Origin of the sequence: Citrobacter sp. CK188 (assembly GCF_030333525.1) — a bacterium.
GTDB lineage: Bacteria > Pseudomonadota > Gammaproteobacteria > Enterobacterales > Enterobacteriaceae > Citrobacter_B > Citrobacter_B koseri.
Genome location: NZ_JAOWFU010000026.1, coordinates 1 through 16,351, shown reverse-complemented (window position 1 = coordinate 16,351; position 16,351 = coordinate 1). Strand labels below are relative to the sequence as shown.

Sequence of the window (16,351 nt, the reverse complement as noted above, 5' to 3'; positions counted from 1 at the left end):
TTGAAGGGTAGGGCAAATTGGCCCAATCTGTTACACTTCTCGAACATTTTATTGATGAGCAGGCACTGAGATGGTGGAAGATTCACAAGAAACGACGCACTTTGGCTTTCAGACCGTCGCTAAAGAGCAGAAAGCTGACATGGTGGCCCACGTTTTTCATTCTGTGGCGTCAAAGTACGATGTCATGAATGACTTGATGTCATTTGGCATTCACCGCTTGTGGAAGCGCTTCACCATCGACTGTAGCGGCGTACGTCGTGGTCAGACCGTTCTTGACCTGGCGGGCGGTACAGGCGACCTGACAGCCAAATTCTCGCGTCTGGTTGGCGAAACCGGCAACGTTATCCTGGCGGATATCAATGACTCAATGCTCAAAATGGGCCGCGAGAAGCTGCGTAACATTGGCGTGATTGGCAATGTTAAGTACGTGCAGGCCAACGCCGAAGCGCTACCTTTCCCGGATAACACATTCGATTGCATCACCATTTCGTTTGGTCTGCGTAATGTGACGGAAAAAGAGAAAGCGCTGCGCTCCATGTACCGTGTACTGAAACCGGGCGGGCGTTTGCTGGTGCTTGAGTTTTCTAAACCAATTATCGAGCCGCTGAGCAAAGCGTATGACGCATATTCATTCCACATTTTGCCGCGTATTGGCTCAGTCGTGGCGAATGATGCGGACAGTTACCGCTATCTGGCGGAATCTATCCGTATGCATCCGGATCAGGACACCTTAAAAGCGATGATGCAGGACGCCGGGTTTGAAAGCGTCGATTACTACAACCTGACGGCGGGCGTTGTTGCGCTGCATCGTGGCTATAAGTTCTGACAGGAGACCGGGGATGCCTTTTACACCCTTCGTGACCGCAGGAATCGAAAATCTGCTCAATACCTTTCTGTACCGTTCACCGGCGCTGAAATCCGCCAGAGCGCGTTTGCAGGACAAGGTGCTGCGTGTAGAGCTCAAAGGATTTTCGACGCCGCTCGTATTGGTGTTCAGTGAACGCCAGGTCGATGTGCTGGGGGCATGGGAAGGCGAGGCTGATTGCACGGTCATCACGCATGCCAGCGTGTTGCCTGAATTGCGCGATCGCCAGCGGCTTACCGCGCTTATTCGCAGCGGCGAGCTGGAGGTTCAGGGCGATATTCAGGTGGTACAGAATTTTGTGGCGCTGGCCGATCTGGCGGAATTCGATCCCGCAGAGCTTTTGGCGCCTTATACCGGCGATATCGCGGCGGAAGGGATCAGCAAAGTCCTGCGTGGCGGCGCTAAGTTTTTACGTCATAACATTCAGCGTCAGCAGCGTTATATCGCTGAGGCGATAACTGAAGAGTGGCGTATGGCGCCTGGGCCGCTGGAAGTGGCATGGTTTGCAGAAGAAACGGCAGCCGTTGAGCGTGCAGTAGACGCGCTGACTAAACGGCTGGAAAAACTGGAGGCCAAATGACGCCAGGTGAAGTACGGCGCCTTTATTTCATCATTCGCACCTTTTTAAGTTACGGCCTTGATGAGCTGATCCCCAAAATGCGTATCACGCTGCCGCTTCGGTTATGGCGTTACTCATTATTCTGGATGCCGAACCGGCATAAAGACAAACCGCTGGGTGAACGATTAAGGCTGGCTTTGCAGGAGCTGGGGCCGGTGTGGATCAAATTTGGTCAAATGCTTTCCACCCGTCGTGACCTTTTCCCGCCTCAGATTGCCGATCAGCTTGCGCTATTGCAGGATAAAGTCGCCCCTTTTGATGGCGCGCTGGCGAAAGCACAAATTGAAGAAGCAATGGGTGGCCTGCCTGTTGAAGAGTGGTTTGATGACTTTGACATCCAGCCATTAGCCTCTGCGTCGATTGCCCAGGTACATACCGCGCGGCTGAAGTCGAACGGTAAAGAGGTGGTGATTAAGGTTATCCGCCCGGATATTCTGCCGGTTATTAAAGCCGATTTAAAACTGATCTACCGTCTTGCCCGTTGGGTGCCGCGCCTGCTGCCGGACGGACGACGCCTGCGCCCGACCGAAGTCGTTCGCGAGTATGAAAAAACGCTGATCGATGAACTGAATTTGCTGCGTGAATCGGCAAACGCCATCCAGCTACGGCGTAATTTCGAAAACAGCCCCATGCTGTATGTTCCCGAAGTCTATTCCGACTACTGTAGTCAGGACATGATGGTCATGGAGCGGATTTACGGCATTCCTGTTTCGGATGTGGCGACGCTGGAAAAGAACGGCACCAACATGAAGCTGCTGGCTGAGCGTGGCGTACAGGTCTTCTTTACCCAGGTGTTCCGCGACAGTTTTTTCCATGCGGATATGCACCCTGGCAATATCTTCGTCAGCTATGAGCATCCTGAAAATCCGAAATACATTGGGATTGATTGCGGCATTGTGGGGTCGCTGAACAAAGAGGATAAACGCTATCTGGCGGAGAATTTCATCGCGTTCTTTAACCGTGACTACCGCAAAGTAGCGGAACTGCATGTGGATTCAGGGTGGGTGCCACCGGATACCAATGTTGAAGAGTTTGAGTTCGCTATCCGCACCGTGTGCGAGCCCATTTTCGAAAAACCGCTGGCGGAAATCTCGTTTGGTCACGTTTTATTAAACCTTTTCAATACGGCGCGTCGATTTAACATGGAAGTCCAGCCACAGCTGGTATTGTTACAAAAGACATTGCTGTATGTTGAAGGGGTTGGACGCCAGCTCTATCCACAGTTGGATCTGTGGAAAACGGCGAAGCCGTTTCTTGAATCCTGGATTAAAGATCAGGTTGGCATTCCTGCGCTCACCAGAGCACTTAAGGAAAAAGCGCCGTTCTGGGTCGAAAAAATGCCAGAAATACCTGAACTGGTGTATGACAGTTTGCGCCAGGGCAAATATTTACAGCACAGTGTTGATAAGATTGCGCGCGAGCTTCAGGAGAATCATGTGCGTCAGGGACAATCCCGCTATTTACTGGGCATTGGCGCGACGTTGTTGTTAAGTGGGACATTCCTGCTTGTCAGCCGCCCGGAATGGGGGCTGATGCCTTGCTGGTTAATGGCCGGAGGCCTGGTCGCCTGGCTGATTGGCTGGCGTAAAACTCGCTGATTTTTTCATCGCTCAAGGCAAGTCGTGTATAATGCGACCTTAATAATTCATCATCTATCACAGAGGAACTCGTATGGGTGGTATCAGTATTTGGCAGTTGTTGATCATTGCCGTCATCGTTGTACTGCTATTTGGCACCAAAAAGCTCGGCTCCATCGGTTCCGATCTTGGCGCGTCCATTAAAGGCTTCAAAAAAGCGATGAGCGATGATGATGCGAAGCAGGATAAAACCAGTCAGGACGCTGATTTTACCGCTAAATCTATCGCTGATAAGCAAGGTGAAGCGCAAGGCGAAGCGAAGAAAGAAGACGCCAAAAGTCACGATAAAGAGCAGGTATAATTCGTGTTTGACATCGGTTTTAGCGAACTGCTGTTGGTATTCGTGATCGGCCTCATCGTTCTGGGGCCTCAACGATTGCCGGTAGCGGTAAAAACGGTAGCGGGCTGGGTACGCGCGTTGCGATCCCTTGCGACTACGGTTCAGAATGAACTGACCCAGGAGCTGAAGCTCCAGGAGTTTCAGGACAGTCTGAAGAAGGTCGAAAAAGCGAGCCTCCAGAACCTGACTCCAGAACTGAAAGCCTCGATGGATGAACTTCGTCAGGCCGCGGAGTCGATGAAGCGTTCCTACAGCGCCAACGATCCTGAAAAAGCGAGCGATGAAGCGCATACCATCCATAATCCGGTGGTGAAGGATAACGAAGCGCAGCATGAAGGGGTTACACCTGCCGCCGCTGAAACCCAGGCCAATTCTCCTGAGCAAACACCGGAAACGGCTGATGCCGGGCAGCCTGAACAGACGGAAGCCGCTTCCGTAAACGAGATGGACGCAGAAAAGAAATCCGCCGCGACTGTTGTCGAATCCTCCCCCTCGTCGAGTGATAAATCGTAAACATGGCTGTAGATGATACCCAACCTCTTATTACGCATCTGATTGAACTGCGTAAGCGTCTGTTGAACTGCATTATTGCGGTTATTGTGATTTTTCTGGCGTTGGTCTATTTCGCCAATGACATTTATCACATGGTTGCCGCGCCGCTGATCGAACAGATGCCGCAGGGTGCGACGATGATCGCCACCGACGTGGCCTCGCCGTTTTTCACCCCTATCAAACTGACTTTCATGGTGTCGCTGATCCTGTCTGCGCCCGTGATTTTGTACCAGGTATGGGCGTTTATTGCCCCTGCGCTGTATAAGCATGAACGTCGTCTTGTCGTGCCGCTGCTGGTGTCCAGCTCGCTGTTGTTCTATATCGGCATGGCGTTCGCCTACTTTGTGGTCTTCCCGCTCGCGTTTGGTTTCCTTGCCAATACCGCGCCGCAGGGCGTACAGGTTTCTACCGATATCGCCAGTTACCTCAGCTTTGTGATGGCGTTATTTATGGCATTCGGCGTCTCTTTCGAGGTGCCCGTCGCGATTGTTCTGCTCTGCTGGATGGGGGTAACTACCCCTGAGGACTTGCGTAAGAAGCGTCCTTACGTCGTGGTTGGCGCGTTTGTCGTGGGGATGCTGCTGACGCCGCCAGATGTCTTCTCACAAACATTGCTGGCGATACCGATGTACTGCCTGTTTGAGGTTGGCGTGTTCTTCTCTCGCTTCTATGTCGGTAAACGACGTCCACGAGAAGAAGATGACGAGGCCGAGACTGAGCAGGCCGGGAAAACTGAAGAATAAACGCAACCGCCCGTCAGGGCGGTTGTTATATGGGAGGAAGCATGTTTGATATCGGCGTTAATTTAACCAGTTCGCAATTTGCGAAAGATCGCGATGACGTGGTGACGCGCGCGCTGGCTGCCGGGGTGTCGGGTATGCTTCTGACCGGAACCAATCTTCACGAAAGCCAGCAGGCGCAAAAACTGGCGCAGCGTTATGCCTGCTGCTGGTCGACGGCTGGCGTACATCCGCATGACAGCAGCCAGTGGCAATCAGAAACTGAAGATGCGATCGTTGCTCTGGCAAGCCAGCCGGACGTGGTGGCGATTGGCGAATGTGGTCTGGACTTCAATCGTAATTTTTCCACGCCGCAAGAACAGGAACGCGCCTTCCAGGCGCAGTTGCGCATTGCCGCTGAGTTGCAGATGCCCGTTTTTATGCACTGTCGGGATGCGCATGCGCGTTTTCTGGCGCTGCTTGAGCCGTGGCTGGATAAACTCCCTGGCGCGGTGTTGCATTGCTTTACCGGTACGCGTAAGGAAATGCAGGAGTGCATAGACAGAGGGCTTTATATCGGTATCACGGGTTGGGTCTGCGATGAACGTCGTGGTCTTGAATTGCGTGAGTTGCTGCCCTTCATCCCTGCGGAAAAACTGTTGATTGAGACCGACGCCCCCTACCTGTTGCCGCGCGATCTCACGCCTAAACCGGCTTCGCGGCGTAACGAACCGGCGCATCTGGCGCACATTCTTGCGCGCGTTGCCCACTGGCGCGGGGAAGACCCGCAATGGCTGGCGGCCACAACGGATGCCAATGTTAAAACGCTGTTTGGGATTGCTTTCTAAAGCGCGCTTAAACTTTACGAAACGCGGTGTTTTTCACGCTCTGCTTCACCTCTTTATTTAGCAGGTTAAGCAGCAGCATGGAGCGCGCTTCGCCATCCGGTTCGGTAAAAATCGCCTTCAGACCTTCAAATGCGCCTTCAGTGATAATCACGCTGTCCCCCGGGTAGGGCGTTTCGGGATCAACAATGCCTTCCGGTTTGTAGACAGAAAGCTGATGAATCACGTTGGACGGAACGGTGGCAGGGTGCGCGCCAAACCGCACGAAGTGGCTGACGCCGCGCGTGGCGTTGATCGTGGTGGTATGAATCACTTCCGGGTCGAATTCAACAAACAGATAGTTAGGAAAGAGCGGTTCGCTAACGGCGGTACGTTTGCCGCGCACCATTTTTTCCAGCGTGATCATCGGCGTCAGGCAATTTACCGCCTGTCTTTCGAGGTGTTCCTGGGCACGCTGAAGTTGCCCGCGCTTGCAGTACAGTAAATACCAGGATTGCATAATAACTCTTATCCGCTTGTCCGGGGCGCAAGCATAACAAAAGCCATGCGCTAAGTTAATTATACCCGTTGTATTTCAGGCTGCTTCTTTGTTGGCTACCTCGCCGCAACCTGAAATTTATTGGGTAGATAACCCCCGGGTTCCCCTGTACCGTCAGAGTTCACGCTAATTTAACAAAAATACAGCATCACGATGATGAACGCCGTATAATGAGGCGCTTACAAAGAGGCCACAACTGACGCCATGAAATATCACGACTTACGCGACTTCCTGACGCTGCTGGAACAGCAGGGTGAACTCAAACGCATTACGCTTGCGGTAGATCCTCATCTGGAAATGACTGAAATTGCTGACCGTACGCTGCGTGCGGGCGGGCCTGCTCTGTTGTTTGAAAATCCCAAAGGCTATGCGATGCCGGTGTTGTGCAACCTGTTTGGTACGCCCAGACGTGTCGCAATGGGTATGGGCCAGGAAGATGTCACCGCGTTGCGCGAAGTCGGCAAGCTGCTGGCGTTTCTGAAAGAGCCGGAGCCGCCGAAAGGGTTCCGCGACCTGTTTGATAAGCTGCCGCAGTTTAAGCAAGTGCTGAACATGCCGACCAAACGGCTACGCGGCGCGCCGTGCCAGCAGAAAGTGTTCTCTGGCGACGACGTTGATTTACAGCGTATTCCCATCATGACCTGCTGGCCGGAAGATGCCGCGCCGCTTATTACCTGGGGGCTGACCGTGACGCGCGGCCCTCACAAAGAGCGGCAAAATCTGGGGATCTACCGTCAGCAACTGATCGGCAAAAACAAGTTGATCATGCGTTGGTTGTCGCATCGTGGCGGCGCGCTGGATTTCCAGGAGTGGTGCGCGGCGCATCCTGGCGAGCGTTTCCCGATTGCCGTGGCACTGGGTGCCGATCCGGCCACCATTCTCGGCGCAGTGACTCCCGTACCGGATACACTGTCGGAATACGCGTTTGCAGGGCTGCTGCGTGGCACAAAGACGGAAGTGGTTAAATGTCTCTCCAGCGATCTTGAAGTACCTGCAAGTGCGGAAATCGTCCTGGAAGGTTATATTGAACCGGGCGAAATGGCGGCGGAAGGGCCGTATGGCGACCACACCGGTTATTACAATGAAGTGGATAACTTCCCGGTTTTCACCGTTACGCACATTACGCAGCGTGAAGACGCCATTTATCACTCAACTTATACCGGCCGACCGCCTGATGAACCTGCTGTGCTCGGTGTGGCGTTGAATGAAGTCTTCGTCCCGATTTTGCAAAAGCAGTTCCCGGAAATTGTTGATTTCTATCTTCCGCCGGAAGGGTGTTCTTATCGACTGGCCGTTGTAACGATGAAAAAGCAGTACGCGGGTCATGCGAAACGCGTCATGATGGGCGTTTGGTCATTTTTACGCCAGTTTATGTATACCAAATTTGTTATCGTCTGCGATGACGACGTCAACGCACGCGACTGGAATGATGTGATTTGGGCGATCACCACCCGTATGGACCCGGCGCGGGATACGGTGCTGGTAGAGAACACCCCCATTGATTATCTGGATTTTGCCTCGCCGATCTCCGGGCTAGGTTCAAAAATGGGACTGGATGCCACAAACAAATGGCCGGGCGAAACCCAACGTGAGTGGGGGCGTCCTATCAAGAAAGATCCTGAAGTGACTGCGCGTATTGACGCGATTTGGGATGAGTTGGCCATCTTTAACGACGGTAAAGGCGCCTGAGGCGCGATCGTTTTGCCCTATAGACCCGACAGAGGGAGCGCATGACAACCTTAAGCTGTAAAGTGACCTCGGTAGAAGCTATCACCGATACCGTATATCGCGTTCGTTTAGTGCCAGACGCGGCGTTTTCCTTTCGCGCTGGTCAGTATCTGATGGTCGTAATGGATGAGAGGGATAAGCGTCCGTTCTCTATGGCCTCCACGCCGGATGAGCACGGATTCATTGAGCTGCACATTGGCGCTTCGGAGCTTAATCTGTATGCGATGGCGGTGATGGATCGCATTCTGAAAGACAGAGAAATTGTCGTCGATATTCCGCATGGCGAAGCCTGGCTGCGTGATGATGAAGAGCGCCCGCTGATTCTGATTGCGGGGGGAACGGGTTTCTCCTATGTCCGTTCAATTTTGCTGACGGCGCTTGCGCGTAATCCGAATCGCGACGTGACGATCTACTGGGGCGGGCGTGAAGAGAAGCATCTTTACGATCTCGCTGAGCTGGAGGCGCTTTCGGTTCAGCACCCGAATTTGCGCGTTGAGCCGGTGGTAGAGCAACCGGAAGAAGGCTGGCGTGGCCGCACGGGCACGGTATTAACTGCGGTATTGCAGGATCACGGTACGCTGGCGGGGCATGATATCTACATTGCCGGTCGTTTTGAGATGGCGAAAATCGCTCGTGATCTGTTCTGCAATGAGCGTAACGCGCGGGAAGATCGCCTGTTTGGCGATGCGTTTGCCTTTATCTAAGCAATAAAAAAACCCGCCCCTGACAGGCGGGAAGAACGGCAACTAAATTGTTATAGAGTGGCATTTGCGTTGTAGGCCGGATAAGACGCCTGAGCGTCGTCATCCGGCATGGTCGCCGGGGGCGCTTCGCTTGCCCGGCCTGCAATAAATAACGCTCTATGATTGAACTCGCTCAAATACTGTCGCGATACCCTGACCTAATCCGATACACATCGTCGCCAGGCCAAACTGGGCGTCTTTGCGCTCCATCAGATTCAACAGCGTGGTGCTGATGCGCGCCCCGGAACAACCCAGCGGGTGGCCCAGTGCGATCGCGCCGCCGTTGAGGTTGATCTTCTCGTCAATCTGCTCCATCAGTCCCAGATCTTTTATACACGGCAGGATCTGCGCGGCAAACGCTTCGTTCATTTCAAACAAATCGATGTCGCTGGCGGCAAGCCCTGCTTTTTTCAGCGCCAGTTTTGACGCCGGAACCGGGCCGTAACCCATAATTGAGGGATCGCAACCGACAACCGCCATTGAACGAATGCGGGCGCGTGGTTGCAGGCCCAGTTCATGCGCACGGCTTTCGCTCATTACCAGCATGGCGGCTGCGCCATCGGAGAGGGCGGAAGAGGTGCCTGCGGTCACGGTGCCGCTGACCGGATCAAACGCGGGGCGCAGAGTCGACAGCGCTTCGACGGTGGTCTCCGGGCGGATGACTTCGTCGTAGTTAAACTGCTTCAGCACGCCGTCGGCGTCATGACCACCGGTCGGGATGATCTCGTTTTTAAACGCGCCGGACTGCGTGGCTGCCCAGGCGCGGGCGTGTGAGCGTGCGGCAAACGCATCCTGCATTTCACGGCTGATGCCGTGCATACGGGAAAGCATTTCTGCCGTCAGCCCCATCATCCCGGCGGCTTTGGCTACGTTGCGGCTCAGGCCGGGATGGAAATCGACGCCATGACTCATTGGCACATGGCCCATATGCTCCACGCCGCCAATCAGGCACGCCTGTGCGTCACCGGTCATGATCATCCGTGCGGCATCGTGCAGCGCCTGCATGGAGGAACCACACAGACGGTTAACGGTGACCGCCGGAACGGAGTGGGGGATTTCAGCCAGTAGCGCGGCGTTGCGGGCGATGTTAAAACCCTGCTCCAGCGTTTGTTGCACGCAGCCCCAGTAAATGTCGCCGATAGCGGCTGCTTCCAGCGCGGGATTACGCGCCAGCAGACTGCGCATTAAGTGTGCGGAGAGATCTTCTGCCCGCACGTTACGAAATGCGCCGCCCTTTGAACGGCCCATCGGGGTGCGAATTGCATCGACAATGACAACCTGTTCCATTGTGACTCCTTAAGCCGTTTTCAGGTCGCCAACCGGGCGGGCTGGCTCAACCGGGGGATAGTACGGTTCGTTATGGCGCGCTTTGTTACGCAGACCTTCCGGCACTTCATAGAGTGGGCCGAGGTGCTGATACTGCTGCGCCATATCGAGATATTTTGCGCTGCCGAGCGTATCCAGCCAGCGGAACGCGCCGCCGTGGAACGGAGGGAAGCCCAGACCGTAAACCAGCGCCATATCCGCTTCTGCCGGACTGGCGATGATGCCTTCTTCCAGACAGCGCACCACTTCGTTGACCATCGGAATCATCATGCGGGCGATAATCTCTTCGTCGCTGAAGTCGCGTTTCGGCTGGCTGACCTCTGCCAGCAGGCTGTCCACGGCTGCGTCTTCTTCTTTCTTCGGCTTGCCTTTGCTGTCTTCTTTATAGCGCCAGAAACCCAGACCGTTTTTCTGACCATAGCGGCTGGCGTCAAACAGCGCGTCGATGGCATCACGATAATCTTTCTGCATACGCTGTGGGAAACCGGCCGCCATGACTGCCTGTGCATGATGCGCGGTATCAATCCCGACCACATCCAGCAGATAAGCCGGGCCCATCGGCCAGCCAAACTGTTTCTCCATCACTTTGTCGACTTTGCGGAAATCGGCGCCGTCGCGCAGTAGCTGGCTGAAACCGGCAAAATACGGGAACAGTACGCGGTTAACAAAGAAGCCGGGGCAGTCGTTGACCACAATCGGCGTTTTGCCCATTTTGCTGGCCCAGGCGACGACTTTAGCGATGGTTTCATCCGAGCTTTTCTCGCCGCGAATGATTTCAACCAGCGGCATCCGGTGTACCGGGTTAAAGAAGTGCATGCCGCAGAAGTTTTCCGGGCGCTTCAGCGCGCTTGCCAGTTCACTAATTGGAATGGTGGACGTATTTGACGCCAGCACGGTATCCGGGCGGACGTTGTCTTCAGTCTCCGCCAGTACCGCTTTCTTCACTTTCGGGTTTTCCACTACCGCTTCGACCACTACATCAACGCGATCAAAACCGGCGTAGTTCAGCGTTGGGTGAATCGTTGAAATCACGCCCGCCAGTTTCAGGCCGTCGATCCTGCCGCGTTCCAGCTGCTTATTCAGCAGTTTCGCCGCTTCGGTCATGCCCAGCGTCAGGGATTTGTCGTTGATATCTTTCATGATCACCGGCACGCCTTTCCAGGCTGACTGGTAAGCGATGCCGCCGCCCATAATACCTGCGCCCAGTACGGCTGCCTGCTTCGGTGTTTCAACGTCTTTGGTCAGCTTTTTCGCTTTACCTTTCACGAACTGATCGTTGAGGAAGATACCGACCAGCGCGCGGGCTTCATTGGTATGCGCCAGCGGGACAAAGCTTTTATTTTCCAGATTCAGCGCTTCTTCACGGCCAAAGCGTGCGGCGGCTTCGATCGTTTTCACGGCGGTCATCGGGGCGGGGTAATGCTTCCCGGCCGTCTGCGCCACCATGCCTTTGGCGATGGTAAAGCTCATCGCCGCTTCAATTTTACTGAGCTTCAACGGTTCCAGCTTCGGCTGGCGTTTAGCTTTCCAGTCCAGTGAGCCGTCAATCGCCTGACGTAATACCGCTATTGCGCCATCAAGCAGTTTTTCCGGTTTCACGACACCGTCAACCAGGCCGATTTTCAGCGCCTGCTCAGCGCCGATGTCTTTCCCGGCAGCAATAATTTCCAGCGCGCTGTCAGCGCCCAGCATACGCGGCATACGGACAGAACCGCCAAAGCCCGGCATGATGCCCAGCTTCGTTTCCGGCAGGCCAATGCGCAGATCCGGCGTCACCAGACGATAATCGGTTGCCAGTACGCACTCGCAGCCGCCGCCCAGCGCATAGCCGTTGATGGCGGAAAGCGTTGGCACCGGTAAATCTTCGAGGCGATTAAAGACGCTATTGGCAAAGTGCAGCCACTGGCTTAACTGTTCTTCAGGAACAAGGAACAGCGAAAGGAATTCGGTGATATCAGCACCGACAATAAAGGCTGCTTTGTTAGAGCGCAGCAGCAGCCCTTTTAAATCTGTTTGCTTTTCCAGCACGTCCAGCGCCTGGCCGAGGCTGGCGACGGTCGCAGTGTCGAGTTTATTGACCGATCCTGGGGCATCGAACACCAGTTCGGCGATGCCATCTTCCAGCCAGTCGAGGTACAGGGTGTCGCCTTTGTAAAGCATGTCAGTCTCCTGAATCCGCAAGGTGATCTGGTCATACCAGATGAAGCGAGTGTGTATTTTGTGTTAAAAAAATGCAAATGAGAGATTAAAAAAATGCCGATGCGATCACGCTCGGCAGAAATCACGCTCTCCCGGAGCGATGTGCTAAGATGCGGAGACTCGAGGTCAAAAAACAGAAGGGTAGAAAATGGAATCACTGGCCGCACTCTATAAAAATCATATCGTTACCTTACAAGAACGGACGCGTGACGCACTGGCGCGTTTTAAGCTGGATGCGCTACTTATTCACTCCGGCGAGCTTATCAACGTCTTCCTCGACGACCATCCCTATCCGTTTAAAGTTAACCCGCAGTTTAAAGCCTGGGTACCGGTCACACAGGTTCCAAATTGCTGGTTGCTGGTCGATGGCGTGAATAAACCCAAACTGTGGTTCTACCTGCCGGTGGATTACTGGCACAACGTTGAGCCGCTGCCCACGTCGTTCTGGACCGAAGAGGTAGAGGTGATTGCCCTGCCGAAAGCCGACGGTATTGGCAGCCAGCTCCCTGCCGCGCGCGGTAATATCGGTTACATCGGTCCGGTGCCGGAGCGTGCGCTGCAACTGGATATCGCCGCCAGCAACATCAACCCGAAAGGGGTGATCGATTACCTGCATTACTACCGTGCGTACAAAACGGATTACGAACTGGCCTGTATGCGTGAAGCGCAGAAAACGGCGGTGAACGGCCATCGCGCGGCAGAAGAAGCGTTCCGTTCCGGTATGAGCGAGTTCGACATTAACCTGGCTTACCTGACTGCGACCGGCCACCGTGACACCGATGTGCCTTATAGCAATATCGTGGCGCTCAACGAGCACGCTTCGGTTCTTCATTACACCAAACTGGATCATCGCGCGCCGTCTGAAATGCGCAGCTTCCTGCTGGATGCCGGGGCGGAATATAACGGTTATGCCGCAGACCTGACGCGTACCTGGGCGGCAAACAATGACACCGATTACGCTCAGTTAATCAAAGATGTGAATGACGAACAGCTGGCGCTGATTGCGACCATGAAAGCGGGCGTCAGCTACGTGGATTATCACATTCAGTTCCATCAACGCATCGCGAAATTGCTGCGTAAGCATCATATCGTCACCGATATCAGCGAAGAAGCGATGGTCGAGAACAATCTCACCGGGCCGTTTATGCCGCACGGTATTGGTCATCAGCTGGGTCTTCAGGTTCATGATGTTGCAGGCTTTATGCAGGACGATACCGGGACGCATCTGGCCGCGCCGTCGAAATACCCTTATCTGCGCTGCACCCGCGTGCTGCAACCGCGCATGGTGTTGACCATTGAGCCGGGGATCTACTTTATCGAATCGCTGTTGGCGCCGTGGCGCGAGGGGCAATTCAGCAAGCACTTCAACTGGCAGAAAATTGAAGCGCTGAAACCGTTCGGCGGCATTCGTATTGAAGACAACGTGGTGATTCACGAAAACGGTGTTGAAAATATGACGCGGGATTTGAAACTGGCGTGATGGACAGCTGGTTAATCCCTGCGGCGCCGGTCACTGTCGAGGAAGAGATCAAAAAAAGCCGCTTCATTACGCTGCTCGCCCACACGGACGGCGTTGAAGCGGCGAAAGCCTTTGTTGATGCTGTCAGAGCGGCGCATCCAGATGCGCGTCATCATTGCGTGGCATGGGTGGCGGGCGCGCCGGATGATTCACAACAGCTGGGATTTTCTGATGATGGCGAACCGGCGGGAACGGCAGGCAAACCGATGCTTGCCCAGCTAATGGGCAGCGGCGTTGGCGAGATCACCGCTGTCGTGGTGCGTTACTATGGCGGTATTCTGCTCGGCACCGGCGGGCTGGTAAAAGCCTACGGCGGCGGCGTGAATCAGGCGTTGCGTCAGTTAACGACGCAGCGCAAGACGCCGTTAACCGAATATACTTTGCAGTGTGAGTACGGCCAACTGGCCGGAATAGAAGCATTATTAGGGCAGTTTGCCGGTCAAATCGTTACCAGCGATTATCAGGCATTCGTTCGGCTCAGGGTGGCGCTTCCTTATGCGAATGTGGATGAATTTTCAGCAAGGCTGGCGGATTTTAGCCGTGGTTCATTGCAATTGTTAGCGATTGAAGAATAATCCCACCTCATTTTGAAGAACAAAGGAAGCGGCAGAGATGCATTTTCGCGCCATTACCCGAATCGTTGGACTGTTGGTCATTTTATTTTCGGGAACAATGATCCTCCCTGGACTGGTTGCGTTGATCTACCGTGATGGGGCGGGGCGGGCATTCACGCAGACATTCTTTGTCGCGCTGGTGATCGGCTCTCTGCTGTGGTGGCCCAACCGCCGGGAGAAAGGCGAGCTTAAATCCCGCGAAGGGTTTCTCATTGTGGTGCTGTTCTGGACCGTACTGGGAAGCGTGGGGGCGTTGCCGTTTATCTTCTCTGAAAGCCCGAATCTCACCATTACCGATGCTTTTTTTGAATCATTCTCCGGCTTAACGACAACGGGCGCGACGACGCTGGTGGGGCTGGACTCTTTACCGCACGCGATTCTCTTTTACCGCCAGATGCTGCAATGGTTTGGCGGGATGGGGATCATTGTGCTGGCGGTGGCGATTCTTCCTATCCTCGGCGTTGGGGGGATGCAGCTCTACCGCGCAGAAATGCCGGGGCCGCTGAAAGACAATAAAATGCGCCCGCGTATTGCGGAAACGGCAAAGACGCTATGGCTGATTTATGTGTTACTGACGGTGGCCTGCGCGCTGGCGCTATGGTTCGCCGGAATGCCCGCGTTTGACGCCATTGGGCACAGTTTTTCTACTATCGCGATCGGCGGTTTCTCTACGCACGATGCCAGCGTCGGTTATTTCGATAGCCCGACCATTAACAGCATCATGGCTATCTTCTTGCTGATCTCTGGCTGTAACTACGGTCTGCACTTCTCTTTATTAAGCGGGCGCAGCCTGAAAGTTTACTGGCGTGACCCTGAATTTCGCATGTTCATTGGCGTTCAGTTGACGCTGGTGGTGATCTGTACGCTGGTGCTGTGGTTCCACGATATCTATAACTCGGCGCTGACCACGCTCAACCAGGCGTTCTTTCAGGTCGTATCAATGGCGACAACCGCCGGGTTTACCACTGACAGCATCGCCCGCTGGCCGCTCTTTCTGCCGGTGCTGCTGTTATGCTCTGCGTTTATCGGCGGCTGTGCGGGGTCAACGGGCGGCGGGCTGAAGGTGATCCGCATCCTGCTGCTGTTCAAACAGGGGAACCGTGAACTGAAGCGTCTGGTCCATCCGAACGCGGTTTACAGTATAAAACTGGGGCACCGTGCGCTGCCGGAACGTATCCTCGAAGCGGTATGGGGATTCTTTTCTGCTTATGCCTTAGTCTTTATTGTCAGTATGCTGGCCATTATCGCGACTGGCGTGGATGACTTTTCCGCGTTTGCCTCCGTTGTGGCGACCCTTAACAACCTGGGGCCAGGGTTAGGTGTGGTTGCGGACAACTTTGCCAGCATGAACCCTGTTGCGAAATGGATTCTGATCGCCAATATGTTATTTGGTCGTCTTGAAGTCTTTACTTTGCTGGTACTTTTTACCCCTACCTTCTGGCGTGAATAATGGAGTAACACGTGAAAACATTGATTCTTTTTTCTACCCGGGACGGACAAACGCGCGAGATAGCTTCTTATCTGGCCTCGGAATTAAAGGAGCTGGGGATCTGGGCGGATGTGATTAATCTCCATCGTACTGAAGAGCTGGACTGGCAAAGTTACGATCGCGTGGTGATTGGCGCCTCTATTCGTTATGGCCATTACCATGCCGCTTTCCAGGAGTTTGTGAAGAAGCACGCTACGCGCCTGAACGCGATGCCGAGTGCGTTTTATTCCGTTAACCTGGTCGCGCGTAAACCTGAAAAGCGCACACCGCAGACCAACAGCTACGCGCGCAAGTTTCTGATGAGTTCGCAGTGGCGACCCGATCTTTGCGCCGTTATTGCTGGCGCGCTTCGTTACCCTCGTTACCGCTGGTATGACCGTCTGATGATTAAACTCATTATGAAGATGTCTGGCGGTGAGACGGATACGAGTAAAGAAGTGGTCTATACCGACTGGGAACAAGTGGCGAATTTTGCCCGCGACATCGCCCAATTAACCAACAAATCGTTGGCAAAATAAACGTAAAGAATAAAAAACACGCAGTCGGAAAATAATTTTAAATTTCCCCTTGTCAGGCCGGAATAACTCCCTATAATGCGCCTCCACTGACACGGAACAA

16 protein-coding genes are annotated in these 16,351 nt (G+C 54.2%); 13 read left to right on the top strand and 3 right to left on the bottom strand.

What is annotated here, in order from left to right; all coding sequences use genetic code 11:
• Nucleotides 1-70 precede the first annotated feature (70 nt).
• From ubiE to tatD, 7 genes are all read left to right on the top strand, one after another.
• A complete protein-coding gene (gene ubiE / locus OGV67_RS04440) occupies nt 71-826 on the top strand; it encodes a bifunctional demethylmenaquinone methyltransferase/2-methoxy-6-polyprenyl-1,4-benzoquinol methylase UbiE (protein ID WP_012131179.1) in 756 nt (251 codons plus the stop codon).
• Nucleotides 827-839: 13 nt separating this feature from the next.
• On the top strand, nt 840-1,445 hold the full coding sequence (gene ubiJ, locus OGV67_RS04435) for a ubiquinone biosynthesis protein UbiJ (protein WP_047459960.1): 606 nt from the start codon (nt 840-842) through the stop codon (nt 1,443-1,445).
• Nucleotides 1,442-3,082, top strand: coding sequence for a ubiquinone biosynthesis regulatory protein kinase UbiB (gene ubiB / locus OGV67_RS04430; RefSeq protein ID WP_012131181.1), 1,641 nt, complete (start codon nt 1,442-1,444; stop codon nt 3,080-3,082). The genes ubiJ and ubiB overlap by 4 nt, the downstream gene beginning before the upstream one ends.
• A gap of 73 nt (nt 3,083-3,155) precedes the next feature.
• A complete protein-coding gene (tatA, locus tag OGV67_RS04425; protein WP_012131182.1) occupies nt 3,156-3,422 on the top strand; it encodes a Sec-independent protein translocase subunit TatA in 267 nt (88 codons plus the stop codon).
• A 3-nt stretch (nt 3,423-3,425) separates the two neighbouring features.
• A complete protein-coding gene (gene tatB / locus OGV67_RS04420; RefSeq protein WP_012131183.1) occupies nt 3,426-3,974 on the top strand; it encodes a Sec-independent protein translocase protein TatB in 549 nt (182 codons plus the stop codon).
• 2 nt (nt 3,975-3,976) lie between these two features.
• Nucleotides 3,977-4,756, top strand: coding sequence for a Sec-independent protein translocase subunit TatC (gene tatC, locus OGV67_RS04415; RefSeq protein ID WP_012131184.1), 780 nt, complete (start codon nt 3,977-3,979; stop codon nt 4,754-4,756).
• Nucleotides 4,757-4,797: 41 nt separating this feature from the next.
• Nucleotides 4,798-5,580, top strand: coding sequence for a 3'-5' ssDNA/RNA exonuclease TatD (gene tatD, locus OGV67_RS04410; RefSeq protein ID WP_058668356.1), 783 nt, complete (start codon nt 4,798-4,800; stop codon nt 5,578-5,580).
• A 7-nt stretch (nt 5,581-5,587) separates the two neighbouring features.
• Here the strand turns inward: tatD and rfaH are convergent, their stop codons facing one another.
• Entirely contained in the window at nt 5,588-6,076 is a 489-nt protein-coding gene (gene rfaH, locus OGV67_RS04405) for a transcription/translation regulatory transformer protein RfaH (RefSeq protein ID WP_104867953.1), read from the bottom strand.
• 243 nt (nt 6,077-6,319) lie between these two features.
• Between rfaH and ubiD the strand changes: the two genes are divergently transcribed.
• Nucleotides 6,320-7,804: a 4-hydroxy-3-polyprenylbenzoate decarboxylase gene (ubiD, locus tag OGV67_RS04400; RefSeq protein WP_012131187.1), complete on the top strand. Its 1,485-nt coding sequence runs from the start codon at nt 6,320-6,322 to the stop codon at nt 7,802-7,804.
• A 41-nt stretch (nt 7,805-7,845) separates the two neighbouring features.
• A complete protein-coding gene (fre, locus tag OGV67_RS04395; RefSeq protein WP_012131188.1) occupies nt 7,846-8,547 on the top strand; it encodes an NAD(P)H-flavin reductase in 702 nt (233 codons plus the stop codon).
• Between the two features lie 156 nt (nt 8,548-8,703).
• Here fre and fadA read toward each other — a convergent pair whose 3' ends face one another.
• Together fadA and fadB are read right to left on the bottom strand one after the other, a co-directional pair.
• Nucleotides 8,704-9,873: an acetyl-CoA C-acyltransferase FadA gene (gene fadA, locus OGV67_RS04390; RefSeq protein WP_115615290.1), complete on the bottom strand. Its 1,170-nt coding sequence runs from the start codon at nt 9,871-9,873 to the stop codon at nt 8,704-8,706.
• Nucleotides 9,874-9,882: 9 nt separating this feature from the next.
• Nucleotides 9,883-12,072: a fatty acid oxidation complex subunit alpha FadB gene (gene fadB, locus OGV67_RS04385; protein WP_071258148.1), complete on the bottom strand. Its 2,190-nt coding sequence runs from the start codon at nt 12,070-12,072 to the stop codon at nt 9,883-9,885.
• 187 nt (nt 12,073-12,259) lie between these two features.
• Between fadB and pepQ the strand changes: the two genes are divergently transcribed.
• The 4 genes from pepQ to hemG are packed head-to-tail and all read left to right on the top strand — an operon-like array spanning nt 12,260 to nt 16,251.
• Nucleotides 12,260-13,591 carry a Xaa-Pro dipeptidase gene (gene pepQ, locus OGV67_RS04380; protein ID WP_049009825.1) on the top strand — a complete coding sequence of 444 codons (1,332 nt, stop codon included), beginning with the start codon at nt 12,260-12,262 and terminating at the stop codon, nt 13,589-13,591.
• Nucleotides 13,591-14,205 carry an IMPACT family protein gene (locus OGV67_RS04375; RefSeq protein WP_012131194.1) on the top strand — a complete coding sequence of 205 codons (615 nt, stop codon included), beginning with the start codon at nt 13,591-13,593 and terminating at the stop codon, nt 14,203-14,205. Before pepQ ends, OGV67_RS04375 begins: the two co-directional genes overlap by 1 nt.
• Before the next feature lie 37 nt (nt 14,206-14,242).
• Nucleotides 14,243-15,694 (top strand): Trk system potassium transporter TrkH, encoded by a 1,452-nt coding sequence (gene trkH, locus OGV67_RS04370; RefSeq protein WP_012131195.1) that lies wholly within the window; start codon nt 14,243-14,245, stop codon nt 15,692-15,694.
• An 11-nt stretch (nt 15,695-15,705) separates the two neighbouring features.
• Entirely contained in the window at nt 15,706-16,251 is a 546-nt protein-coding gene (hemG, locus tag OGV67_RS04365; protein ID WP_047459942.1) for a menaquinone-dependent protoporphyrinogen IX dehydrogenase, read from the top strand.
• Nucleotides 16,252-16,351: the final 100 nt, after the last annotated feature.